We start from the raw sequence: 22,054 nt of genomic DNA, 5'->3' as shown, positions 1-22,054 counted from the left end.
CGGGATAGTGGCCGTGAGAAAGCTGATATCCCGACAATGTGACCGCCGCGCACCGTCAGACGGCGTGTTCCAGTTCCACATGCGTGCGTGACAGGACTTCGCGCACGGCCGCGACGACCGGTTCGACCTCGAGGCGCCAGACGCAGCAGGCCTTGCTGGGATCGAGCGGATTGCACAGGCTGCCCGCCACGCAATTGCACGGCATGGATGGCTGCAAGGCGAGGCTGGGCACGCCGACCGGTCCCCAGACGGCCGGGCTGGTCAGGCCGAAAAGGCCGACAACCGGCGTTCCGGCCGCTGCTGCCATGTGCATGGGGCCGCTCTCATTGCCGACAAACAGCCGCGCCTGCTGCAACACCGCCAGCAGCGTTTCCAGCGACAGCGCGCCGACGAGGTTGACGATTGACGCGGCACTGGCGAGGATCTGCTCGGCCGGCTTGCGCTCGTCAGGGCCTCCGACGAGTACGAAATCCAGTCCGGTTTCGCGCGAAATCGTGTCGATCACGGCGGCAAAGCGTTCATGCTGCCAGCGCCGGCCGTGAAAACTGGCGCCGGCATGCACCGCGACAAAGCCGTTTGGCCGCAAATGGTGTTTGTCCAGCAATGCCTGGGCCCTCGCCGTCTCCATCGGCAATGGCCGAATCGACGGCACCCGCACGCGCAGGCCGACGCCGAGCGGCTCGAGCGGCGAAAGGTAGCGGTAGAGATAGTGACGTTCGCCAAAACCGAACGGCTCGGCAAAGACATTGGCGGGCTGGCGCTCATGCCAGCGCAGCGGCCTTTCCGGAGGATTGTAGCCGATGCGGGTGCTGGCGTTGAGGAACCTGACGATGAGCCGCGATGTCTTTGAATCGGTGAGGTCGATGGTCAGGTCGAAACGGAATTGGCGCAGCTTGCTGATCATAGAATAGAGCTCGCGCCCACGCTCCAGCGGGGTGCCGCGCATGGCGGCGCGGCGGAAGGTCACGACTTCCGAGGCGATGCCGTGGGCGGTCACAAAACTGGCGAGGCGCGCCTCGCAGAGAAAGACGATCCTGACACCGGGATATTCGAGCTGCAGGTTCTTGGCGAGCGTGGAGGACAGAACAATATCGCCGATGAACTTGGTCTGGATAATCAGGATCGAGCGGAAGGGTCTGGGCGAAATCTGCAACATCTTTTTCTCGGCACCGGGCGGGTTGGGGGCCGTGAAATTGGGCGGAAACGATGTCGGGATTGCGTGTTCAGCCGCGCACATCAGCGTGAATTTGCTTACAAAATCGTAAGCTTAGCGCCAAACGACCACCCAGGGGTGGCCGTTTCATCGATACCGAAAGGACTATGTCGAAATCAGGATGCCGCGGCGCTCTTTTTGGGGCGCGGCACTGCTGTTTTGGGAATCTGCACCGCGGCTTGCGCTGCGGCCAATCTTGCGATCGGCACCCGGTAGGGCGAGCACGACACATAGTCGAGGCCGACCTCTTCGCAGAAGCGGATCGAGGCCGGATCGCCGCCATGTTCGCCGCATATGCCGAGCTTGATGTCGGGCCGCGTCGCCCTGCCCTTCTCGGCAGCCATGCGCACCAGTTCGCCGACGCCCTCGATGTCGAGCGAGACGAACGGGTCCTGCTCGATGATACCTTTCTGCCGATAGGTCTTGAGGAAGGATGCTGCGTCGTCGCGCGAGATGCCGAAAGTGGTCTGGGTGAGATCGTTGGTGCCGAAGGAGAAGAACTCGGCCGTAGCGGCGATGACGTGGGCGCGGATCGCCGCGCGCGGAAGCTCGATCATCGTGCCGGTGAGATAGTCGATCTTGATGCCGGTCTCGTCCATGACAGCCTTGGCGACCGCATCAATGCGCGCCTTGACGTAGTCGAGCTCCTTCACCAGGCCGACCAGCGGCACCATGATCTCGGGAACGACCAGCGCGCCGGCTTTCTTGCCGGCCTCGACGGCTGCCTCGAAGATGGCACGCGCCTGCATCTCGGCAATCTCGGGATAGGAGACGGCGAGACGGCAGCCGCGATGGCCGAGCATCGGGTTGAACTCGTGCAGGGCTTCTGTGCGCTGCCTGAGCTTGTCGGGCGAGACGTTCATGGCGGCGGCGACCTCCGCCACCTCCGCTTCCGTCTTGGGCAGGAATTCGTGCAGCGGCGGATCGAGCAGCCGGATCGTCACCGGCAGGCCGGCCATAATCTCGAACAGTTCGAGGAAATCCGAGCGCTGCATCGGCAACAGCTTGGCAAGTGCGGTGCGGCGGTCCTTCTCGGTATCGGCCAGGATCATCTCGCGCATAGCGACGATACGCTCGCCGTCGAAGAACATGTGCTCGGTGCGGCAGAGGCCGATGCCTTCGGCGCCGAAGGAGCGCGCCATGCGCGCATCGAGCGGCGTCTCGGCATTGGTGCGCACCTTCATGCGGCGCACCGCATCGGCCCATTCCATGATGGCGGCGAAATCGCCCGACAGTTCCGGCTGCAGCATCGACACGGCGCCCTTCAGCACCTGGCCGTTGCTGCCATCGATGGTGATGATGTCGCCCTTGCGGAAGGTCTGGCCCATCGACATCAGCGTGCCGGCCTTGTAGTCGACACGCAGCGAGCCGGCGCCCGAAACGCAAGGCTTGCCCATGCCGCGCGCGACCACGGCGGCGTGGCTGGTCATGCCGCCGCGCGTGGTCAGGATGCCTTCCGAAGCATGCATGCCGTGAATGTCTTCGGGGCTGGTTTCGATGCGCACCAGGATTGCGTTGCGACCTTGCGTCTTCAGATCCTCGGCATCGCCCGAGGAGAAAACAATCTCGCCGGTCGCCGCGCCCGGAGAAGCCGGCAGGCCGACGCCGATGACATCGCGCGCGGCCTTGGGGTCGATGGTCGGATGCAACAGCTGATCGAGCGAGGCCGGATCGATGCGGGCGACCGCCTCCTCCGTCGTGATCAGCTTGTCGCGCGCCATTTCGACGGCGATCTTCAGCGCCGCCTTGGCGGTGCGTTTGCCGGAACGCGTCTGCAGCATCCACAATTTGCCGCGCTCGATGGTGAATTCGAGGTCCTGCATATCGCGGTAGTGCTGTTCCAGGCGGTCGGAGATGTCGACGAAGGAGCGAAACGCGTCCGGCATCAGTTTCTGCAGCGACGGCTTGTCGGAGCCAGCGGCAATGCGCGCCGCCTCGGTGATGTTCTGCGGCGTGCGGATGCCGGCCACGACATCCTCGCCCTGCGCGTTCACCAGGAACTCGCCGTAGAGCATCTTTTCGCCGGTCGAGGGGTTGCGCGTGAAGGCGACGCCAGTGGCTGACGTCTCGCCCATATTGCCGAACACCATGGCCTGGACATTGACCGCCGTGCCCCAGCTTTCCGGGATGTCGTGCAGGCGCCGGTAGGTGATGGCGCGGTTGTTCATCCAGCTGGAAAACACCGCGCCGATCGCCCCCCACAGCTGCTCGTGCGGGTCCTGTGGAAACGGCCTGTCGAGCTCCTCCTCGACCTTGGCCTTGTAGAGGGCAATGACGCTCTGCCATTCCTGCGCTGTCAGTTCGGTGTCGAGCTCGTGGCCGAGGCTCGCCTTCTGGTCCTCGAGGATTTCCTCGAACACTTCGTGGTCAAGACCCATGACGACATCGGAATACATCTGGATGAAGCGGCGGTAGCTGTCATAGGCAAAGCGGGCATCGCCGGAATCGGCTGCCAGCGCCTCGACCGTCTCGTCATTGAGGCCGAGATTGAGCACGGTGTCCATCATGCCCGGCATCGAGGCCCTGGCCCCGGAGCGGACCGAGACCAGAAGCAGCTTCGACGGATCGCCGAAACGGCGCCCCGTCAGCTGCCCGATATGGTCCAGCGCCTTGACGACATCGGCCTGCAACGCGGCCGGATAGCTGTTGCCGTTGGCGTAATAGGCGTTGCAAACTTCGGTGGTGAGGGTGAAGCCCGGCGGCACGGGCAGGCCAAGACTGCACATCTCGGCCAGATTGGCGCCTTTGCCGCCGAGAAGGTTGCGGTCGCCCGCACGTCCCTCCGCGGCGCCATCGCCGAAGGTGTAGACCCATTTGGTCATGCTCGCCCTCCAAGTCCTCGGAAGATAGAACACCGGGGCCAAGACCCGGTTCCCCCGCGTTCCGACCCGAGCGTTATTATGCTGCAGTGCGAAAGGCAAGGTGTGGCAGCGAAGCCCGGCGACTACAATCGATTAAGCAAAAGCTGCGTCGAAAAGACTTGCCGGATCGCTGCCCAGGATATAGAACATATAGGGAACAAGTTGGGAGCAGCGTGATGAAACTCAACGGAAAACTCGACTATCTCGAACTGCCCGCGACCGGCGCAACGCTGGACAGCGTCAAGGCTTTCTACAGCGCCGCCTTCTCGTGGTCGTTCACCGATTACGGGCCGACCTATTCGGCCTTCGGCGAAGGGCTCGATGGCGGCTTCCAGGCCGATGCAGCGGAGGCGCCGGCGAAACCATTGCCGGTGCTCTATTCGCAGGATCTGGAAGCAACGCTCGACGTTGTCGAAAGCGCCGGCGGCACGATCGTCAAGCCGATATTCTCGTTCCCGGGCGGCAGGCGGTTCCATTTCACCGATCCCGCTGGCAACGAGTTGGCGGTCTGGGGCGAATAGCGCGTCCCCGCGCCAAGCGGTGGATCAGTTTTGCACAGTGGCCAACTCGGCATTGAGCTTTCGTGCCGCTCGTCCTATAAGGCCGCGCGCAGCGGGCAAAGCTCGTTTGCTGGGGCGTCGCCAAGTGGTAAGGCATCGGTTTTTGGTACCGACATTCCCAGGTTCGAATCCTGGCGCCCCAGCCATCCCTGTTCGTCGGTGTTCAAGCACTTAGAAATTACGAATTCTAAGTGTTACACCCAAGCGGATAATCGACATGGCATCCGGCCTGTGGGAATCGTTCTACCCGCGCCGTGTATGGGTTGCGGTTGGCCGACATTTGGGGAAACTTTAAAAGCATCAAAGTTAAGAGGAAAAGACGAATGCGCGCTGTTGCGGTTGTGCCGTTTCTGGCCGTAGTGACTTCCTTGGTGGGCTGCACAACAGACCAGGGCAATGCCGGTCAACAGTCAGAAAACAAGCGCCAATGTGCCGGGTTTGGTTTTCAGGAAGGCACCGATGCGCTTAGCATGCGCCGCCAGGGTGACGATCGTTATCCGGTATGTAGCGCCGCCGACATGGGAAATGAACTCGACACCTCGATGAACAAATGGGTCGGCCCGAACTGCCAGATTGCGCCAGACTAGCAGACTTAACCTGCAACTTGATGAGCGGGCGCAATTCGGCTGGATGAAATTTCGAAAAGCTCCAGGAGCCCTAGCCAATTTACATGAAATAGAATTTACCGACGCCATGGATGGCTGCCGTCATGAGTATCTAGATCCCACGCGACCCCGACTCCGTCGACAGAGCCGGGGCCGTGCGGAGAGGATCAGTAATCGTTGTCGTCCTGGATGACGACGGGATGATGCCGATGATGTCGATAATAGCGATGATGGCTACGCTCGATCGAGCCGGTCACGATAACAGTATCCCGGCGATGATGTCTGCGGCCGTGGTCGTAGAAGGCAACCGTACCGTGTCTGCGGTGATGAAGGCGTTGACCTTGGTCATTGATGATTCTGACGTTCCTGTGATGATGACGATGGTGGGTCGTGATGACCACGTCAGCTTCAGCTGCCGGAGCTACCGTCGGCATGGCAAGGAACAGCGCCAAGGCGCTCACGATCATTGTTTTCATTGCAATATCTCCATCTGCTAATTATCCCTTCGCGGGGATAACCGCGTCCCATCCCTTTGGTTCCGAGTAGTGTCGTCGGTCCACGGGCGCGATCAGTGACGGCTGCTCCCGCGCAACACGGCGTGTGAAGGAAGGAATTGCGACAACAGCTCTTGTAGGCAAATTCTGGTGAGCACGCCCTTTCAAGCCGGCCACCAAGGTTACGCAACTCGACAAAGCAGCGCTGCGCACGACCATTCTATGTCGTCGCGTTCGATCTCCTTTATGTGACGGGAAACACTTGTCTTGCGAGGAGGACTGTCGGCACAACTTTTCAGATGAGAATACGACCAATCAGGCCATCTTAGATCGCCTAAGTCGGGCCGTCTCAGATCCCGTAAGAAAGTGCAAGGTAAACCACCGGCGCCAAGATCAGCAGAACCGCGATTCCGATAACCACTGCGATTGCCAGGCGCTCTGTTCGCCTGACAAGCTCAGCGACCTTGTCGTCGTCAGCCGATGGTATGAGGTCAAGAACGGAAGAAACTTCCGCAGGACTGTCGTTGTCGTTTGCGGGTCGGGTTGCGCCGTCACGCACTGATCTCTGGACAAAGGTCACTGTTAGCCTCGCTGTTGAAACGCACGCCGTTGGCGGTGTCACGACAATCGGGTGCCCGCTAACCTCTCAGGAATGGCGGGCACCCGATTGACCACCGATGAAGGGACTCATGCTCGGCAGCCCGGTTCCAATGTATCGGGAGGGCATAGGTTGCCCGCCTTCAGGCCTATGGCTCCGACGTCAGGACTTCAGTCATACCCTGTTCGGACCTTGGTCTGGCAATCGACGAAGCGATGGCCGCCATTTGTTTCGACGCAGAAAATGCGGGAACATTAGTAGGCTCTTACGAGTTCACTCCCAGCAACTAATTCGGGAGAGATACGGTGAACAACATAATCTGGCTCATCGGAGCAGTCGTTATCGTGATTGCGATACTGAGCTTCCTGGGCTTCCGATAAACGTGGCAGCTGAATTGCGGTCGGAGCCTATTGCCATCTGCGCCTTATAGGCATCGCTTTCGCGTTGGCCGGGCGCTTTGCATGTGGGCTTTGGCGTTCGCTCTCAGGTGGCGCTTAAATTCCTTCTCTTCGAACCTTACAGAATGCGCGTCGCAAGCAGGTCGCAAGGGCGACGGTCCTGTTGCAACAGTCGGATCGAGGCCATCGCCGACGAAATCAACAAAGCATGCTGCGTCAGCTCGCCTCGCGCATCGCCTCGGCGGCCTGCAGATCGACCGAGACCAGTTGGCTGACGCCCTGCTCGGCCATGGTCACGCCGAACAGGCGGTTCATGCGCGCCATCGTGATCGGGTTGTGGGTGATGATGACGAAGCGCGTCTCGGTGGTCGCGGCCATTTCGTCCATCAAATTGCAGAAGCGCTCGACATTGTGATCGTCGAGCGGCGCGTCGACTTCGTCGAGCACGCAGATCGGCGCCGGATTGGTCAGGAACACCGCAAAGATAAGCGACATCGCCGTCAGCGCCTGCTCGCCGCCGGACAGCAGCGTCATGGTCTGCGGCTTCTTGCCGGGCGGACGTGCCAGGATTTCGAGCCCGGCTTCCAGCGGGTCGTCGGATTCGATCAGCTGCAATTCGGCCGTGCCGCCACCGAACAGATGCGAGAACAGCCGCTGGAAATGGCCGTTGACCACCTCGAAAGCGGCAAGCAGCCGTTCGCGGCCTTCGCGGTTCAGGCTCTGGATCGCTTGCCTCAGTTTGCGGATTGCCTCGATGATGTCCTCGCGCTCGGAAACGATGGCCTCCAGCCGGTCCGACAATTCCTTCTGCTCTTCCTCGGCGCGCAGATTGACGGCGCCGAGCCGCTCGCGCTCAACCTTCAGCCGGTCGAGCTGGCGCTCGATCTCGGCCATTTCCGGCATCGGGCTGTCGGCTTCCAGGCCAGTATGGCGAATGACCAGATGCGGCGGCGTGTTCAGCGTTTCCTGGATGCGCGCCTCGACCTCGAGCCGGCGCTCATCGGCGGCGGTCAATCGCTCTTCGGCGCGGACGCGGGTTTCGCGGGAATCGGCCAGCGACTGGATGGCCGCGGTGGCGGCCTTGTCCAGCTCGGCCTGCTTGTTCTCGGCCTCCTGCAAACGGTCGGCGGCCGCCTTGCGCAAGGTCTCGGCCTCGGTCAGCTGCGACAGCAGCGCGCGCCGCCTGGCGTCGATCTCGTCGGGGGCGTCGGCCAGCGTTTCGCGCTCGGCCTCGGCCTCGGCCCAGCGCACGACCCGCGGGGGCCGCGGCGGGGGGGGGGTTTGGGGCCGCTGCCACCCGGTGAGGCGCTCGGCGCCGATGGCGTCGAGCCGGCGCGTGCGCGCCTCGGCTTCGCGGCGCAGGCCTTCATGGACGGCGCGCGCGTCGGCCAAGGTTGCGCGATCGCGGCTGACATTGGCGGCGGATTGTTCAAGCTGCAATTGCAGGTCGCCGAGATCGGGGGCGTCCTGCAGCAGCATTTCGGCCTCGGCGAAGGCGGCGGCCGTTTCTTCATGGCTGTCGACGATTCGCGCGCGCGCCTCGTCCAGGGCGGCGCGGCGGCTTGCCAGCTCGCCACCGGCCTTTTCGGCCTCGGCCAGCGCGCTGCGGGCGGCGTCCAGGCCGTGCTGGGCATCGCGCCCGGCCTGGCGGGCGTTGCGTTCGGCCTCGCTCGCCTCACGCAGCGCCTGTTCGGCCTGGGCAAGGGCAGCCTCTGCCTCACGCATCATCTGCGTCGCCTGCACCGCCTCGGCATCGAGCTCGGCCAGCCGGTTCTTCTGCGCCAGCCTCTGCGCGGCCGCGGTCGGTGCATCGGCGCTGGCGGTCAAGCCATCCCAACGCCACAGCGCGCCGTCACGGCTGACCAGCCGCTGGCCGGGGGCAAGCAGCGTCTGCAGGCGTTTGCCGTCCGCCGCATCGACGATGCCGATCTGCGCCAACCGGCGGGCAAGCTGCCAAGGCGCGCGCACCACGCTGGCGAGGCTCTTGAGGCCTTCCGGCAAAGCCGCATCGCCTGGTTCAACCTGGCTTTCGCCCCAATGCACCGGCGCGCTGCGGTCGAGCGGCACGTCGAGATCCTCGCCAAGCGCAGCACCGAGGGCCGTCTCATAGCCGCGTTCGACGCTGAGTTGCTCCAGTACCGACGGGAAAAGATCGCCGCTGGCGGCATTGAGGATCTTGGCCAGCGTGCGGGCTTCGGTCTCGATGCCGGCGAGTTCGGCCCTGGCATCCTGCAGCGGCGGACGGGCGGCACTCTCGGTGGCGCGCGCCTCGGCGACCGCCTGTTCGGCAGCAATGGCGCCGGCCTCGGCTTCCTCCAACCGGGCGAGCGCGTCCTCGACCAAAGCGCGCTTCTCGGCGGGATCGGGCAGGCCGGCGACTTTCGAGACGATCTCCGATAGCTCGCGGTCGACATCGGCCAGCTGGCGGGCAAAGCGATCGCGGCGTTCGGCGGTTTCGCGCAGCGTGCGCTCGATCTGGTTGCGCGAGGCGGCGGCCTCTGCTCGTTCGGCGGTCAGCGCCGCGAGCTTTGCTTCGCTTGTTATAAGCGTTGCGCCGGCCTGCTCGAAAGCGGCCCGCGTCGTGGCTTCGCGCTCGGCGGCGCCGGCATTGTCTGAGTTGAGCGTGGCTTCTTCCTCGCGCAGGCGCTCAAGAATATCCGCATTGTCGCGGACCATGCGCTCCTCGCGGGCGATGTCGCCGTCGAGCTGCTGCAGCCGGCGCTCGAGTTCGGCCTGGCGGGCGCGGATGCGGCCTGCCTCCTCCTCGATCTGCGCCTTGGCGATCGACAGGCGCTGGAAGGCGGCAGCCGCGGCGGCCTCGGCATCGCGCAGATCGGGCAGCCGGTGGGCACCGATGCCTTGCTCACGGGCGGCAGCCATCTGGGCGGCGGCGCGGTCGCCGACCAGAGCTGTGGCAACCGCCAATGCCGACCGCGCATCGCCCTCCTGGGTTTTGGCCAAGGTCCAGCGCAGATGCAAGAGCGTGGCTTCCGCCTTGCGGATATCGGCCGACAGGTTCTTGAAGCGCGATGCCTGGCGCGCCTGGCGCTTCAGGCTTTCGATCTGGCTTTCCAGTTCGCCGACGACGTCGTCCAGCCGTTCCAGATTCTGTTCGGCCGCCTTCAGCCGAAGCTCGGCCTCGTGACGGCGGGTGTGCAGGCCGGAAATGCCGGCGGCTTCTTCGAGCAGCGCGCGGCGCGCCTGCGGCTTGGCCTGGATCAGTTCGCCGATGCGGCCCTGTCCGACCATGGATGGCGAGCGCGCGCCGGTCGACTGGTCGGCGAACAGAAGCTGCACGTCCTTGGCGCGGGCTTCCTTGCCGTTGATGCGGTAGAGCGAGCCGGCTTCGCGCTCGATTCGGCGCGACACTTGCAATTCATCGGCGTCGTTGAAGGCGGCGGGCGCGGTCCGGTCGCTATTGTCGAGGAACAGCGTGACTTCGGCGGTGTTGCGGGCCGGGCGCGTTCCCGAGCCGGAAAAGATCACGTCGTCCATGCCGGACGCGCGCATGTTCTTGTATGAGCTTTCGCCCATCACCCAGCGCATCGCCTCGACAAGGTTCGACTTGCCGCAGCCATTCGGCCCGACAATGCCGGTCAGGCCGCGTTCGATGACGAACTCGCCGGGTTCGACGAAGGACTTGAAGCCGAGGAGGCGAAGGCGCGAAAACTTCATTCGCGCCTGCCTGGAAGGCACAAAGGTGCGCTGACGCCAAAGCGCAGTCGCTCCGGCGCCGCCTGGACGTCAGAGCAGAGGGTCGATGATGGCCGATATTTCCTCAATCGACATCGCACCTTTGTAGGTTTTCCCGTTGATGAAGAAGGTCGGTGTCGAGTCGACCTTGAATTCATCGGCGCCGCGCTTCTGGACCGATCTCACATCGTCCAGAAGTTTCTGGTCCGTCAAGCAGGCCTCGAAGGACTCCTGTGTAAAACCGGCGAGCTTGGAGATCTGCAGCAGCGCATCCTTGGTATTGTTGACGCCGACCCAGTTGGCCTGCTGCTTGAACAGCACGTCGACCATCGGGAAATAATTGTCCTTCGAACAGCGCGCCAGCATGAAACCGGCCTCGGCGCTCGGATCGAACGGGAATTCGCGCAGGATGTAACGCGCCTTGCCGGTGTCGATGTATTTGGTCTTCAACTCAGGGAAGGTGGTCGCCGCGAAATGCGCACAATGCGGGCAGGTCATCGAAGCATATTCGACGATGGTGACCTTGGCGTCATCCTTGCCGAGCTGCTTGTCGGGCAAAGCGCCGGGCTTCAGCAGTTCGGCCATGTCGACATTGCCGGAAGACTCCGGGACCTTGACGGCGGCCGGAGTGGCAGGCGTCGAAGCAGGCACCGCGGGAGCCGCAGGCTTCACATCCGCTGCTTTGGCATCCTCGCCTGAATCGCTGCATGCGGCGAGCATAGCCACTGCCGGAATGACGGCCAGCGAAGACAGGAGGTTTCTGCGGGACAAGCTACGGTTCATGCGAATCACCTGACTGTGGTTTGATTTTGCAACGCAAAGGCTAGAAAAGGCGAGAGTTGGCGGGAATTAAGGCATCGCCGTCCCCATTCCAATCGCCAAACTCTACATGCAGGATCACGAATGCGCGAGATAGATGACGCGTTCATGACCGACTGATTACCGGTTGATTACCTTGGCCGCTTCCTTTGGCCAAGAATTGTGGCGCCAAGACGCTCCAGCGAGGCGCGCAAGCCTTCATCCTCGATCTTGCCGACGGTATCGGACAATTTGGCCTTTTCGACAGAAGTCAGTGCTCTCGGCGTCGGTTTCGGCCGGGCTTTGTCCCTCAGCACCGGCTTTTGCACGATCCGGATCCTGCCGATCGCGTTGAAGCCGAGAAAGGCATTGACGCGGTTGATGATCTCGCCGGTCTCGTGCTGTAGGTGCAGCGCGGCCATGCCCTCGCAGGCGATGACCAGCACCGCCGGCTCGAACGGATCGTCCTCATGCATGCGGCGCGGCCACTGGATTTTTTCGGGGCGCGAATGGCCGGCGAGCCTGGGGCCGGCGATCTCTTCCCATGACTGCACCAGCCCGATCGAAATGCCGGCCCGCTTGCGCAGCACGGGGTCGAGGATCGCGGTCGCGAGATCGCTCACCGGAACGGGATTGCCGTAAGGCGTTCTCCCTGCCATGTACGTTCTCCAGCCACGCTCCTCACCAGCCTAGAGCCAGCCCGCGATCAATGGCACTGCACGAACAGACCCGCAAGGCCGCATCCGGACCAACTCTATCGGGAGAGATCGCCGCGCGTCTGCTTGCCTGGTACGACGCGCACCATCGCGAACTGCCGTGGCGGATCACGCCGCACGCCGCGGCCGGCGGTGCACGGCCGGACCCCTATCGCATCTGGCTTTCGGAAGTGATGCTGCAGCAGACCACGGTCGAAGCGGTAAAATCCTATTTTCGCGCCTTTGTCGAGAAATGGCCTGATGTGAAGGCGCTGGCGGCTGCGCCGGCCGAGGATGTGATGAAGGCCTGGGCCGGGCTCGGCTATTATTCACGGGCGCGCAACCTCAAGGCCTGCGCCGATCTGGTTGCGAGCCAGGGCGGCCGTTTTCCCGACAACGAAACGGGATTGAGGGAATTGCCGGGGATCGGCGCCTATACGGCGGCGGCGATCGCGGCGATCGCCTTCGACCGTCCGGCGGCGGTCGTCGACGGCAATGTCGAACGTGTCATCTCGCGGCTCTATTCGATCGCAACGCCGCTCAGCGAGGCAAAGCCTGAAATCCGCGCGCTCGTCGAAAGACTGGTTCCGCAGACAAGGCCGGGCGATTTCGCCCAGGCGATGATGGACCTCGGCGCTACGATCTGCGCGCCAAGACGGCCGCGCTGCATGCTATGCCCGGTGCGCGAGGATTGCAGCGCCATCCTGTCCGGCGACCCCGAGCGCTTCCCGGTCCGCCTGCCCAAGGTCGACAAACCACTCAGGCGGGGTGCCGCCTTCGTCGCCGAGCGCGGCGACGGCGCCATCCTGTTGCGCAAGCGGCCTGACAAGGGCCTGCTCGGCGGCATGACCGAGGTGCCGACCACAGGTTGGACAGCGCGGATCGACGGTGCAACCACTTCGGAGGCAGCGCCCTTCCCTGCGGACTGGCGGCGCGCCGGAGAGATCGCGCATGTCTTCACCCATTTCGCGCTCGAGCTCGAAGTTTTTCACGCTCAAGTGAAAAGTGATGCGCCGGAAGGGCATTTCTGGTCGCTGGCCCATGACATTTCCGGAGAAGCGCTGCCGACCGTCATGAAAAAGGTCATCGAAGCAGCGATACCGGGCGCAACCAAAAAGCACCGCCCGATTGACTAGCATTCGCTTTGAAAGGCCAGAAATGACTGAAATCCGCCATATCGTGTTCGACATCGGTCGCGTCTTGCTCCACTACGATCCGAACATTCCGTTCAGCCGCCTCATTCCCGATGCCGAAGAGCGCAAGTGGTTCTTCGACAATGTCTGCACGCATGACTGGAACATCGAGCAGGATCGTGGCCGGACGTGGGAAGAGGCGGAAGCGCTGCTGATCGCGGATTACCCGGATCATGCTGAAAACATTCGCAATTTCCGGCGCTATTGGAACGACATGGTGCCGCATGCCTATGAGGACAGCGTCGCCATCATGCTCGGCCTGATCGAGAGCGGCCGCGACGTGACCATGCTGACGAACTTCGCCGCCGACACGCTTGCCGAGGCAAGACTGCGCTTCGATTTCCTTAGCCGCCCGCGCGGCGTGACCGTGTCGGCCGATATCCGTGAGATCAAGCCCGACCGCGCCATCTACGACCATCACGTCGCCGCGTTCGGTCTCGAACCGTCAGCCACGCTGTTCATCGACGACAGCCCCAGAAATGTCGATGGCGCCAGGGCCGCCGGCTGGCAGTCGGTGCTGTTCACGGATGCAAAAACGCTCAAGGCGGACCTTGAGCGGTATGGCATCGCGACCTGAGCTACGCAGAGGGGTCGAGGTAGCGCTTTATGGCGCCCCCCTCTGCCCTGCCGGGCATCTCCCCCACGAGGGGGGAGATTGGCAGCCTCGCCGACGGCTCTTTCTTACAACGTTGAAGGTTGGCGAAAACAATGAAGCGCGCGATCTCCCCCCTCGTGGGGGAGATGGCCGGCAGGCCAGAGGGGGGCGCCGTAGGGCGCCGACCTTTATGTGGTAGCGTCAGGCCCCTGCCCGTTCCATGCCGAGCCTGGCGATGCGGCGCAGTTCGTCGATCGGGGTCAGGCCGCCCGAGCGCTCATAGTGCCAGAAGGTCCAGCCATTGCAGGCGTCCAGGCCCTGCACTTCGGCGCCGATCTTGTGGATCGAGCCGGCGCTGTCGCCGATCGCCACCGTGCCGTCGGCGCGTACCTTGGCCGACCAGCGCTTCTTGGCATCGTAAAGCGTGGCGCCGGGCTGCATAAGCCCGGTATCGATGAGGCTGACAAAGGCGACGCGCGGCTCGGCGCGCTTGCCGGTGAGCACGGTGAGATCGGCGCTTTCCAGCGGCCGCACGGCATCGATGCGCTCGTTGGCGGCCTCGATATAGACCTGTTCGCGCTCGATGCCGACGAAGTGACGGCCGAGCCGCTTGGCCACGGCGCCGGTGGTGCCGGAGCCGAAGAACGGGTCGAGCACGATGTCGCCCGGCTTGGTCGAAGCCATCATGATGCGGGCAAGCAGCGCTTCCGGCTTCTGCGTCGGATGCAGCTTGTCGCCATTGTCGTTCTTCAGCCGCTCGCCGCCGGTGCAGATCGGGAACAGCCAGTCGGAGCGCATCTGGATGTCGTCGTTCGATGCCTTCATGGCTTCGTAATTGAAGGTGTAGCCCTTGCCCTTCTGATCGCGCGAGGCCCAGATCATGGTCTCATGCGCGTTCTGGAAGCGGCGACCGCGGAAATTCGGCATTGGGTTGGTCTTGCGCCAGACGACATCGTTGAGAATCCAGAAGCCGAGATCCTGCATCTTGGCGCCGACGCGGAAGATGTTGTGATAGGAGCCGATGACCCAGATGGTGCCATTGGGCTTCAGCACGCGGCGCGCCGCCAGGAGCCAGGCGCGGGTGAAGGCGTCATAGGCCTCGAAGCTCTCGAACTGGTCCCAGTCGTCGTCGACGGCGTCGACCTTGGACTGGTCGGGCCGGTGCAAATCGCCGTCGAGCTGCAGATTGTAAGGCGGATCGGCGAAGATGACGTCGATGGATTTTTCCGGCAGCCGGTCGAGCACGGCGACGCAATCGCCCTTGAGGATCGTGTCCAGCCACTCGGATTGCTGGGGGGCGTGGGAGAGGTCGGCGAGAAGACGCACGGCAGACATTTTTACACCCAAGGCACGCGTTACTGTTTACTCCCCGTTATGGTTACCGATCAGCGTAAATATTCGGTGAAGGACGCAACAGGCCAGGCAGCCCTGAGGTCGTCAGTTTGCGCAGCCCGGCCCGTTGGTGTATGTCGCGCCGCTTGAGCCTTGCCGGGCCTCCATCACCCTCCCTCGTTCGGATTGCCATGCCCCAGCCAGACCTTGTCATCTTCGATTGCGACGGCGTGCTCGTCGATTCCGAAATCATCGCAGCCCGCGTCGAGGCCGAATTGCTGACCTTGGCCGGATATGAAATCTCGGCCGAGGAATACGCCGAAACCTATGCCGGACTGACCTTCAAGGACATCATGATGCGGGTCGAGGCAAAATCCGCGATCCCGTTCCAGGCCTCGATGATCGACCGGGCCGAAGAGCTCGTCGACCGCAAACTGCGCAGCGACGTGCGCGCCATCGACGGCGTGCGCGAGGCGGTCGCGGCGGTGACCGCGCCGCGCTGCGTCTGCTCGAACTCACGCTTGGAGCGGATCGAGTTCATGCTGGAGAAAGTGGGCCTGCTGCCGTTCTTCGCCGGCCGGATTTTTTCAGCGCTGGAAATACCAAGCAAGAAAACCAAGCCCGCGCCGGATGTGTTCCTGATTGCGGCGGAGCAACTCAACGCCGATCCGGCAAACACCTTCGTCATCGAGGATTCGGTGCACGGCGTCACCGGCGCCAGGGCCGCTGGCATGCGCGTGATCGGCTTCACCGGCGCCGCGCACAGCTATCCCGGCCATGCCGATGTGCTGACCGAAGCCGGCGCCGAAACCGTCATCCGCCGCTGGGCCGAACTGAAAAGTGTGATTGCCGCTCTGTCGGAGTGGTCGGACGCCTGAACCGATCAGTCCTTGGCTTTGGCCGACTTAGCCGGTTTCTTCTTAGCCCTGTTGTAGGCAATCGCGGCGCGGACGAGCGCTTTCAGCGCATCCGCATCGATCTCGTCGCCCTCCGACACATCGATGGCGCGCCACACCTTGCCGTTGAGCCCGTTGTTGAACAGCCTGTCGGGATCCGGCAGGTTGGCGCCGTGGGAAAAGGTCAGCTTCACCTTGTCCTTGTGGGCGTTGCCGACGGCGATCATGCCGTCGCGCGACCATACCGGGCTGCCCATCCACTTCCACTCCTCGATGATTTCCGGATCGGCATCGAGGATGGTCTTGCGCAGGCTGGCCAACGTCTTGCCCCGCCAATCGTCCAGCTCCCGGATTCGGGCATCTATCCGCTCGGAGGCAGAGGCGCCTCCCTCGTCCTTGCTCGACATACTGGTCTTCATGGTCTGCCTCCGTTCACATCTTCTCGCCGGGCAATCGGCTGGCCTGCTTCACCCAGGAGGCGAAGCGGGCTTCGTCGATCTCTTCGCCTTCATGGATGTCGAGATAGCGCACTTCCTTTTGCCTTGAACCGCCGGGAGGCACAGGATCGAGCGACGTGCCGCGAAAGTAGGCGACTTTGACGTATCTGGTGAAGCAATGCAGGCTGAGGAACCAACCCTCGCCCTCGATGCCATAGAACGGTGAGTTCCACTTCACCGCCTTGCAGACGCCGGGGACGGCGCTGACGATAAGTGCGTCGATCCGGCGCCCGACATCGCTTTTCCAGCCCGGCATGGCAGCAATATATGCCTGCACCGGAGCGTCCCCATAGGCCTTCGGGATCTGCGGGTTGCCGCCCGAAAGCAGGACCGGCTTTTCCGGCTTGTCTGGGGCCGGTTTTGCGACCTTCGATTTTCCCGGCGCCTTGGCCATGTCCTACCCTTGCGCGCCCTGCTCGCCACGCGATCTCGCGACGTAAGGCAGCACGAACATATAGAGGCCACTGAACAGCAGCAGGAAGAGCGGCAGCAGCGGCGAATAGACCACCCAGGCCGGAGGTTGCCCGAATGCCATGGTGATGAAATTGGCTGCCACGGTCAGCGTGAAGATGATCGACAGCCAACGATGGGTTTGACGTATCCATTTGCTCAAGTTCATCGCAACCCTCCTCTTGAAACCAGCGCCTACCAACGCGCCAGTTGGGTGATCTGGATGAGATTGCCGCAGCTGTCGTTGAGCTGGGCGATGGTCGAGCCGGTCACTTCTGTCGGCGCCATGGCGAACGCACCGCCGCGTCCCTTGATGCGCTCGTAATCACCCTTGACGTCGTCGGTGAACAGCATGAGCGCGGGCTGCCCCTGCTTGAAGATGGCCTGCTGGTAGGCCTTGGCGGCCGGGTTGTCGTTGAGCGCCAGCTGTAGCTCGGCTCCCTCGGGCTCATCGGGTGAGATGACGGTCAGCCAACGAAAAGCCCCATTGCTGAAATCGGCCTTCACAGCAAAGCCCAGCACGTCGGTGTAGAAGCGCAGTGCGTTGTCCTGATTGTCCACATAGACGCTGGTCAGCTTGATCTTCATCGATTTTCTCCTTTTTGCATTCGGTGCCCCGCGGTCAGGGCATGGCGCTGAAATTTGTGCCGGCAGGCCTCAATCCGGCTTCGCCAGAAGCTGCTCCAGCTTGGTGAGGAATTGCTGCCACCCGGCCCTGGCGCCGCCATAGGCCTGCTTCTGGCTCGGATGGAAGCCCGACTGCTCGACGCGCAGATGGGTCCCCGTGCTGGTGGGCGTGAGCGTGAACGTCACCACGCTCTTCAGATTGTAGGCGGCATCCTCATGGGCAAAATCCCAGCTGTAGGACAGCGTCCTGTTTTGCTCGATGGCCAGCACCTCGCAATCGAGCACGCCGCCCCAGTCGCCGCGAAGATTGAAACTGTGGCCGACGGCAAGCTTGAAATCGTTCTTCATGAGCCACTCCTCCATCAGATGCGGCTGCGTCAACGCGCGCCAGATCTTCTCCGCCGGCCACGATATGTCCCGCTCGACAACGACGGTGCGCAGTTCGGGATTGCTCACTGATCCATCCTTTTCAGCAGGTTCTCGAGATCATCGAAGCGGCTTTCCCAAAACCCGGTCATTTCACTCGTCCAGTCGGTCAGCGGACCAAGTGCCGCGGGCTGGGCGCTATAATGGGTCTGGCGTCCGGCGTGGCGGTCGCGCACCAGGCCGGCCAGCTTCAGGACGCCGAGATGCTTCGACACCGCCGGCTGCGAGACCCCGGACTGCGCCGTCAGCGCCCCCACTGTCTGCTCACCCTGGCGGCAAAGGCGTTCGAAGATGGCCCGCCGGGTCGGGTCGGCAAGCGTTCTGAACAGAGTATCGTGGGCGTCCGGCATCGGGATCAATAACCTGCGAGCTATTGATCGACGTATAACCGCCGAGATATGAATGAGTCAAGTGCGCTGGCGGAATGGGTCGAGATTTAAAGCGCAGACGCCACCTGCCCGCAGGCGCACACCTGCAGGGTTATGATCGGATCGTTTGGATCTTTCAAAGAGTTGACCCGCCACCGTCGCAGCAGCGACGGCGCGCAGGCAGCGCTTAGTTCGTCGCGGGAGCGCGCTTCTTTTTCTTGCCGGACTTCTTGTCCGCCGCCGCCGGCGCGGTGTCGTCATAGCCGGCATAGACAGTGTAATCCCGGGCGGAGGGTTCGGGCACGACGACGTTGGGATCGGTGAACACGAACTGGGTGGCGGTCGAGGGATCGCTGACCTGGATCTGATAGGGGTGGATCTGCGAGTAAAGCACGTCGGGGCCGTGCATCACGGCAATGCGGATCGGCATGGTGATGCTGCCGGGGGCGAACAGCGGTCCCGGCACGATCTTGCCGGCAACGCCAACCTTCATCGTCAACTGGCCGTTGGCACGGCTGCAATCGCGGCTCACATCGCTGATCGAGGCCTGGTAGATGATCTTGGCCGGATCCTTGTTCGGATCTACGATGGAGCCGTCAGGCGCCGTCTGCGCGGCGGCAGCGGCCTCGGCATCCTGTGTTGCATCAGCCTTTTTCTTTTTCGGCTGCGGCGCGCCCTTGGCGTAGGTATTGAAGTATGCGGTGCCGTCACGCACCGTCACTTTCGGGCAGTAGGCCTGCAACTGGCTGGCGAGAACCTTGGGATCCTGAGGCGGTATTGGCGCATTCGGGTCGGTCTTCTTGCCGAAACCGAGATTGAGGATGCCATTGTCGCTCGATTGGCAACCGGCGGCGGCAAGCATAAAGCCGGTGAGCGCCAGACCCGCGACAAAGCGACGGTTGAATTTATGAAACGCCATGAAACTGCACTTCCCTCTCGCAAAGTTGGTGACGTATAGCAACGCCACGGCAAAAATGCGACTGAGCCGGCTCGGAAAATTAACCAATTGCCGTGGATGAAACCGGCGGCAGCAATGGACCTTTGACGATGCGCTATGTGAGTACCCGCGGGGATGCGCCCGTGCTTGGATTTGCCGATGCGGTGCTGGCGGGGCTGGCCCGCGACGGCGGGCTTTATGTGCCGCAGACATGGCCGCAGTTTTCGGCAGCCGAGATCCGCGCCATGCGCGGCCTGCCCTATGCGGACCTCGCCATCCGCGTGCTGACGCCCTTCCTCGGCGGCGAGATCGCCGCACCCGTCTTCGAGCGCCTGGTGCGAGAAGCCTATGCCACCTTCCGCCACCGGGCCGTCTGCCCGCTGGTGCAGACCGGCGCCAACACGTTCATCCTCGAGCTCTTCCACGGTCCGACGCTGGCCTTCAAGGACGTTGCCATGCAGCTGCTTGCCCGGCTGATGGACCATGTACTGGCCGAGCGCGGCCAGCGCGCCACCATCGTCGGCGCGACCTCGGGTGACACTGGTGGCGCCGCCATCGATGCCTTCGCCGGCCGCGACCGAACTGACATTTTCGTGATGTTCCCGCATGGCCGCGTCTCGCCGGTGCAGCAGCGGCAGATGACGACATCGACGGCCGCCAACGTCCAGGCCCTGGCCATCGAAGGCAATTTCGACGATTGCCAGGGCCTGCTGAAGGATATGTTCAACGATCATGGTTTTCGTGATCGCGTGTCGCTATCGGGCGTTAATTCGATCAACTGGGCCCGCATCATGGCCCAGATCGTCTATTATTTTTCCTCGGCGCTTTCGCTCGGCGCGCCGGACAGGCCGGTCTCCTTTACCGTGCCGACCGGCAATTTCGGCGATGTTTTCGCCGGTTACGCCGCCAAGAAGATGGGCTTGCCGATCGAGCGGCTGATCGTCGCCACCAACGACAACGACATATTGGCGCGCACTTTCGCGACCGGTGAATACCGCACCAAGGGTGTGTTTGCGACGACGTCGCCATCGATGGACATCCAGGTATCGTCGAACTTCGAGCGACTGCTGTTCGAGGCCTGCGACCGTAACGCAGAGACGGTGCGGCGTTACATGGCCGGCCTCAAGCAATCCGGCGCCTTCACCATCGAAACCGCGGAAATCGACCGGATGCGGTCCGAATTCGACGCCGGACGCGCTGATATGGACGAGGTTGCCGCCACCATCCGTTCAACGCTCGAATCCAGCAATTATCTGCTCGATCCGCACACGGCCGCGGCCGTGCGTGTCGCCGCCGGCAAGGCTGACGGTGCAGTGCCGATGGTGGTGCTGGGCACGGCGCACCCGGCCAAGTTCCCGGCCGCGGTCGAAGCCGCCTGCGGCGTGTCGCCGGCCCTGCCCGCATGGCTGGGGTCCTTGATGTCAGCCGACGAAAAGTACACGGTACTTCCATCCGACCTGAAAATGGTGGAAGATTACGTGAGCCGCCACTCAAGGGCAGCGCGTTAGGGAGTACTTGCCATATGGGTGTTGAGGTAAGCCGTCTGTCGAACGGCCTGACAGTCGCCACCGAAACCCTTCCAAGCCTCGAATCCGTTGCCCTTGGCGCCTGGGTCAAGTCCGGCGCCCGCAATGAGCGTGACGACGAGCACGGAATGGCCCATCTGCTCGAGCATATGGCCTTCAAGGGTACGAAAAGGCGGACGGCCTTCGAGATCGCCTCGGAAATCGAGGATGTCGGCGGCGAGATCAATGCCGCCACATCAGTCGAGACGACGTCCTATTACGCCAGGGTGCTGTCCGACGATGTGCCGCTGGCGGTGGATATCCTTGCCGATATCCTGCAGGAGTCCGAATTCGACCCAGAGGAACTGGAGCGCGAGCAGCATGTGATCCTGCAGGAGATCGGCGCCGCGCACGACACGCCCGACGACATCGTCTTCGACCGTTTCACCGAGACCGCCTTCCGCCACCAGACGATCGGCCGCTCGATCCTCGGCACGCCGGAAACCGTCAAATCCTTCACCTCCAAACAGCTGCATGATTTCATAGAGCGCCAGTATGGCGCCGAGAAGATGGTGATCGTGGCGGCAGGCGACATTAAGCACGACAATTTCGTGCGCGAGGTCGAAAAGCAGCTCGGCGGTTTCCGCAGCAAGTCCGACAGCACGATGCCGCAATATGCGCAGTATGTCGGCGGCGATTTCCGCGAGGATCGCGACCTGATGGACGCGCAGATCGTGCTCGGCTTCGAAGGCCGAGCCTATCATGTGCGCGATTTCTACGCTTCGCAGGTGCTGTCGATGATCCTCGGCGGCGGCATGTCGTCCCGGCTGTTCCAGGAGGTCCGCGAAAAGCGTGGCCTGTGCTATTCGGTCTATGCCTTCCACTGGGGTTTTTCCGATACCGGCATCTTCGGCGTTCATGCCGCGACCGGGCAGAGCGACATTGCCGAACTGGTGCCGGTCATTATCGACGAGCTGCAGAAGGCCGGCGAGAATATCCTTCAGGAAGAGCTCGACCGCGCCCGCGCGCAATATCGCGCCGGCCTGATCATGTCGGCTGAAAGCCCGGCCAGCCGCGCCTCGCAGATCGCCAGGCAGCTGCTTCTGTTCGGTCGGCCGATCGCCAAGGAGGAATTGATGGAACGGCTGTCGGCGCTGACCGTCGAGCGGCTGACCGACCTTTCGTCCCGGCTGTTTTCGACCAAGCCGACGCTGACCGCGGTTGGACCGGTGGGTACGCTCGCGCCCTATGAGGCGATTCTCGATTCGCTTGCGGGCACGCACACCACGGCCCGCAAGCTCGCCGTCTAAGCC

The 22,054-nt window shown here is 62.9% G+C and carries 21 protein-coding genes and 1 tRNA gene; 8 read left to right on the top strand and 14 right to left on the bottom strand.

Annotated features, from left to right (window positions below; all coding sequences use genetic code 11):
- Positions 1-55: 55 nt before the first annotated feature.
- Both NKJ57_RS24390 and ppdK read right to left on the bottom strand, forming a co-directional pair.
- Positions 56-1,156: a glycosyltransferase family 9 protein gene (locus NKJ57_RS24390; protein ID WP_352512877.1), complete on the bottom strand. Its 1,101-nt coding sequence runs from the start codon at positions 1,154-1,156 to the stop codon at positions 56-58.
- A gap of 173 nt (positions 1,157-1,329) precedes the next feature.
- Positions 1,330-4,035 carry a pyruvate, phosphate dikinase gene (gene ppdK / locus NKJ57_RS24385; RefSeq protein WP_352512878.1) on the bottom strand — a complete coding sequence of 902 codons (2,706 nt, stop codon included), beginning with the start codon at positions 4,033-4,035 and terminating at the stop codon, positions 1,330-1,332.
- Between the two features lie 215 nt (positions 4,036-4,250).
- On the opposite strand from ppdK, the gene NKJ57_RS24380 reads away from it, so the two are divergent.
- From NKJ57_RS24380 to NKJ57_RS24370, 3 genes are all read left to right on the top strand, one after another.
- Positions 4,251-4,595, top strand: coding sequence for a VOC family protein (locus NKJ57_RS24380; protein ID WP_023670692.1), 345 nt, complete (start codon positions 4,251-4,253; stop codon positions 4,593-4,595).
- Between the two features lie 110 nt (positions 4,596-4,705).
- A tRNA-Gln gene (locus NKJ57_RS24375) sits at positions 4,706-4,780 on the top strand.
- Between the two features lie 177 nt (positions 4,781-4,957).
- The gene (locus NKJ57_RS24370; RefSeq protein WP_352512880.1) at positions 4,958-5,221 is read left to right on the top strand and encodes a hypothetical protein; all 264 of its coding nucleotides are present in this window, start codon (positions 4,958-4,960) and stop codon (positions 5,219-5,221) included.
- Between the two features lie 185 nt (positions 5,222-5,406).
- Here NKJ57_RS24370 and NKJ57_RS24365 read toward each other — a convergent pair whose 3' ends face one another.
- The 4 genes from NKJ57_RS24365 to NKJ57_RS24350 all read right to left on the bottom strand — a co-directional run bounded on the left by NKJ57_RS24365 (position 5,407) and on the right by NKJ57_RS24350 (position 11,879).
- Entirely contained in the window at positions 5,407-5,715 is a 309-nt protein-coding gene (locus tag NKJ57_RS24365; RefSeq protein ID WP_081740696.1) for a hypothetical protein, read from the bottom strand.
- Between the two features lie 1,230 nt (positions 5,716-6,945).
- On the bottom strand, positions 6,946-10,404 hold the full coding sequence (gene smc / locus NKJ57_RS24360; protein ID WP_352573773.1) for a chromosome segregation protein SMC: 3,459 nt from the start codon (positions 10,402-10,404) through the stop codon (positions 6,946-6,948).
- A gap of 69 nt (positions 10,405-10,473) precedes the next feature.
- Positions 10,474-11,205, bottom strand: coding sequence for a DsbA family protein (locus NKJ57_RS24355; RefSeq protein WP_023687169.1), 732 nt, complete (start codon positions 11,203-11,205; stop codon positions 10,474-10,476).
- A gap of 167 nt (positions 11,206-11,372) precedes the next feature.
- Positions 11,373-11,879, bottom strand: coding sequence for a DUF721 domain-containing protein (locus NKJ57_RS24350; RefSeq protein ID WP_023687168.1), 507 nt, complete (start codon positions 11,877-11,879; stop codon positions 11,373-11,375).
- A gap of 50 nt (positions 11,880-11,929) precedes the next feature.
- Here NKJ57_RS24350 and mutY point away from each other — a divergent pair, with 50 nt between their 5' ends.
- Both mutY and NKJ57_RS24340 read left to right on the top strand, forming a co-directional pair.
- Positions 11,930-13,051, top strand: a complete 1,122-nt coding sequence (gene mutY / locus NKJ57_RS24345) for an A/G-specific adenine glycosylase (protein WP_023752617.1) — start codon at positions 11,930-11,932, stop codon at positions 13,049-13,051.
- 22 nt (positions 13,052-13,073) lie between these two features.
- Positions 13,074-13,685: an HAD family hydrolase gene (locus NKJ57_RS24340; protein ID WP_352512884.1), complete on the top strand. Its 612-nt coding sequence runs from the start codon at positions 13,074-13,076 to the stop codon at positions 13,683-13,685.
- Positions 13,686-13,904: 219 nt separating this feature from the next.
- On the opposite strand, the gene NKJ57_RS24335 is transcribed toward NKJ57_RS24340, so the two are convergent.
- Positions 13,905-15,038: a site-specific DNA-methyltransferase gene (locus NKJ57_RS24335; protein ID WP_352512885.1), complete on the bottom strand. Its 1,134-nt coding sequence runs from the start codon at positions 15,036-15,038 to the stop codon at positions 13,905-13,907.
- Between the two features lie 188 nt (positions 15,039-15,226).
- Between NKJ57_RS24335 and NKJ57_RS24330 the strand changes: the two genes are divergently transcribed.
- On the top strand, positions 15,227-15,913 hold the full coding sequence (locus tag NKJ57_RS24330) for an HAD family hydrolase (RefSeq protein WP_023732087.1): 687 nt from the start codon (positions 15,227-15,229) through the stop codon (positions 15,911-15,913).
- Positions 15,914-15,918: 5 nt separating this feature from the next.
- Here the strand turns inward: NKJ57_RS24330 and NKJ57_RS24325 are convergent, their stop codons facing one another.
- The 7 genes from NKJ57_RS24325 to NKJ57_RS24295 form a co-directional block, all read right to left on the bottom strand.
- Complete coding sequence (locus NKJ57_RS24325) at positions 15,919-16,350, bottom strand: DUF1801 domain-containing protein (RefSeq protein WP_023830052.1); 432 nt, start codon at positions 16,348-16,350, stop codon at positions 15,919-15,921.
- Between the two features lie 13 nt (positions 16,351-16,363).
- A complete protein-coding gene (locus NKJ57_RS24320) occupies positions 16,364-16,822 on the bottom strand; it encodes a DUF1801 domain-containing protein (RefSeq protein ID WP_023830051.1) in 459 nt (152 codons plus the stop codon).
- Between the two features lie 3 nt (positions 16,823-16,825).
- Positions 16,826-17,047: a hypothetical protein gene (locus NKJ57_RS24315; RefSeq protein WP_023668396.1), complete on the bottom strand. Its 222-nt coding sequence runs from the start codon at positions 17,045-17,047 to the stop codon at positions 16,826-16,828.
- A 26-nt stretch (positions 17,048-17,073) separates the two neighbouring features.
- Entirely contained in the window at positions 17,074-17,466 is a 393-nt protein-coding gene (locus NKJ57_RS24310) for a VOC family protein (RefSeq protein WP_023687162.1), read from the bottom strand.
- 69 nt (positions 17,467-17,535) lie between these two features.
- Complete coding sequence (locus NKJ57_RS24305) at positions 17,536-17,961, bottom strand: SRPBCC family protein (protein ID WP_352512886.1); 426 nt, start codon at positions 17,959-17,961, stop codon at positions 17,536-17,538.
- Positions 17,958-18,281 (bottom strand): ArsR/SmtB family transcription factor, encoded by a 324-nt coding sequence (locus NKJ57_RS24300; RefSeq protein WP_352512887.1) that lies wholly within the window; start codon positions 18,279-18,281, stop codon positions 17,958-17,960. The genes NKJ57_RS24305 and NKJ57_RS24300 overlap by 4 nt, the downstream gene beginning before the upstream one ends.
- Positions 18,282-18,486: 205 nt before the next feature.
- A complete protein-coding gene (locus tag NKJ57_RS24295; protein ID WP_352512888.1) occupies positions 18,487-19,218 on the bottom strand; it encodes a hypothetical protein in 732 nt (243 codons plus the stop codon).
- Positions 19,219-19,346: 128 nt separating this feature from the next.
- Between NKJ57_RS24295 and thrC the strand changes: the two genes are divergently transcribed.
- Positions 19,347-20,744: a threonine synthase gene (gene thrC / locus NKJ57_RS24290; protein ID WP_352512889.1), complete on the top strand. Its 1,398-nt coding sequence runs from the start codon at positions 19,347-19,349 to the stop codon at positions 20,742-20,744.
- Between the two features lie 14 nt (positions 20,745-20,758).
- Positions 20,759-22,051, top strand: coding sequence for a M16 family metallopeptidase (locus NKJ57_RS24285; protein WP_023668402.1), 1,293 nt, complete (start codon positions 20,759-20,761; stop codon positions 22,049-22,051).
- The last annotated feature ends 3 nt before the right edge of the window (positions 22,052-22,054 follow it).

The sequence above is a fragment of the Mesorhizobium sp. M0077 genome (genome assembly GCF_040322955.1).
Classification (GTDB): Bacteria; Pseudomonadota; Alphaproteobacteria; order Rhizobiales; family Rhizobiaceae; genus Mesorhizobium.
This window is presented reverse-complemented; position numbering and strand designations above follow the sequence as displayed.

Excerpts from the sequence above, each read along its gene's own strand:
- NKJ57_RS24390 (WP_352512877.1), bottom strand. The coding sequence starts at position 1,156 with ATGTTGCAGATTTCGCCCAGACCCTTCCGCTCGATCCTGATTATCCAG.
- NKJ57_RS24315 (WP_023668396.1), bottom strand. The coding sequence starts at position 17,047 with ATGAACTTGAGCAAATGGATACGTCAAACCCATCGTTGGCTGTCGATC.
- NKJ57_RS24300 (WP_352512887.1), bottom strand. The coding sequence starts at position 18,281 with ATGCCGGACGCCCACGATACTCTGTTCAGAACGCTTGCCGACCCGACC.
- mutY (WP_023752617.1), top strand. The coding sequence starts at position 11,930 with ATGGCACTGCACGAACAGACCCGCAAGGCCGCATCCGGACCAACTCTA.
- thrC (WP_352512889.1), top strand. The coding sequence starts at position 19,347 with ATGCGCTATGTGAGTACCCGCGGGGATGCGCCCGTGCTTGGATTTGCC.
- NKJ57_RS24330 (WP_023732087.1), top strand. The coding sequence starts at position 15,227 with ATGCCCCAGCCAGACCTTGTCATCTTCGATTGCGACGGCGTGCTCGTC.
- NKJ57_RS24325 (WP_023830052.1), bottom strand. The coding sequence starts at position 16,350 with ATGAAGACCAGTATGTCGAGCAAGGACGAGGGAGGCGCCTCTGCCTCC.
- NKJ57_RS24285 (WP_023668402.1), top strand. The coding sequence starts at position 20,759 with ATGGGTGTTGAGGTAAGCCGTCTGTCGAACGGCCTGACAGTCGCCACC.
- NKJ57_RS24340 (WP_352512884.1), top strand. The coding sequence starts at position 13,074 with ATGACTGAAATCCGCCATATCGTGTTCGACATCGGTCGCGTCTTGCTC.
- NKJ57_RS24320 (WP_023830051.1), bottom strand. The coding sequence starts at position 16,822 with ATGGCCAAGGCGCCGGGAAAATCGAAGGTCGCAAAACCGGCCCCAGAC.
- NKJ57_RS24350 (WP_023687168.1), bottom strand. The coding sequence starts at position 11,879 with ATGGCAGGGAGAACGCCTTACGGCAATCCCGTTCCGGTGAGCGATCTC.
- smc (WP_352573773.1), bottom strand. The coding sequence starts at position 10,404 with ATGAAGTTTTCGCGCCTTCGCCTCCTCGGCTTCAAGTCCTTCGTCGAA.
- NKJ57_RS24380 (WP_023670692.1), top strand. The coding sequence starts at position 4,251 with ATGAAACTCAACGGAAAACTCGACTATCTCGAACTGCCCGCGACCGGC.
- NKJ57_RS24365 (WP_081740696.1), bottom strand. The coding sequence starts at position 5,715 with ATGAAAACAATGATCGTGAGCGCCTTGGCGCTGTTCCTTGCCATGCCG.
- ppdK (WP_352512878.1), bottom strand. The coding sequence starts at position 4,035 with ATGACCAAATGGGTCTACACCTTCGGCGATGGCGCCGCGGAGGGACGT.
- NKJ57_RS24295 (WP_352512888.1), bottom strand. The coding sequence starts at position 19,218 with ATGGCGTTTCATAAATTCAACCGTCGCTTTGTCGCGGGTCTGGCGCTC.
- NKJ57_RS24310 (WP_023687162.1), bottom strand. The coding sequence starts at position 17,466 with ATGAAGATCAAGCTGACCAGCGTCTATGTGGACAATCAGGACAACGCA.
- NKJ57_RS24370 (WP_352512880.1), top strand. The coding sequence starts at position 4,958 with ATGCGCGCTGTTGCGGTTGTGCCGTTTCTGGCCGTAGTGACTTCCTTG.
- NKJ57_RS24335 (WP_352512885.1), bottom strand. The coding sequence starts at position 15,038 with ATGTCTGCCGTGCGTCTTCTCGCCGACCTCTCCCACGCCCCCCAGCAA.
- NKJ57_RS24355 (WP_023687169.1), bottom strand. The coding sequence starts at position 11,205 with ATGAACCGTAGCTTGTCCCGCAGAAACCTCCTGTCTTCGCTGGCCGTC.